Here is a 259-nt window from a genome sequence, read left to right on the forward strand (position 1 = left end):
TTTACGTGAAGAATTCGGCCTGGATGGTTGGTGGCTAGAAGGCGAGTGGGTATTCGGTATTTCTGGAATGAATATGTTTCCAACCGACATTTCAACATTCTCCCCTCCCGTACCCACTGATGAATTACCTCGAGGCAAGCCTTCAGTTCAAGCACGCTATAAAGTGGGTTTAGCCACTTACCGTGAAGACTATATGATGACGCTTGATATTGATCTAAACGAAGATGAAGTGTTCGCCTTCGAAGGCAATCAAAGCAGG

Annotated in this window: 1 protein-coding gene; it reads left to right on the forward strand. The window is 45.6% G+C overall.

Annotation, left to right across the window (positions count from 1 at the left end; all coding sequences use genetic code 11):
• Nucleotides 1-259: hypothetical protein (locus A3766_RS30840; protein ID WP_197479474.1), on the forward strand; the 259-nt coding region annotated here is incomplete at both ends.

This window comes from Oleiphilus sp. HI0132 (genome assembly GCF_001635845.1).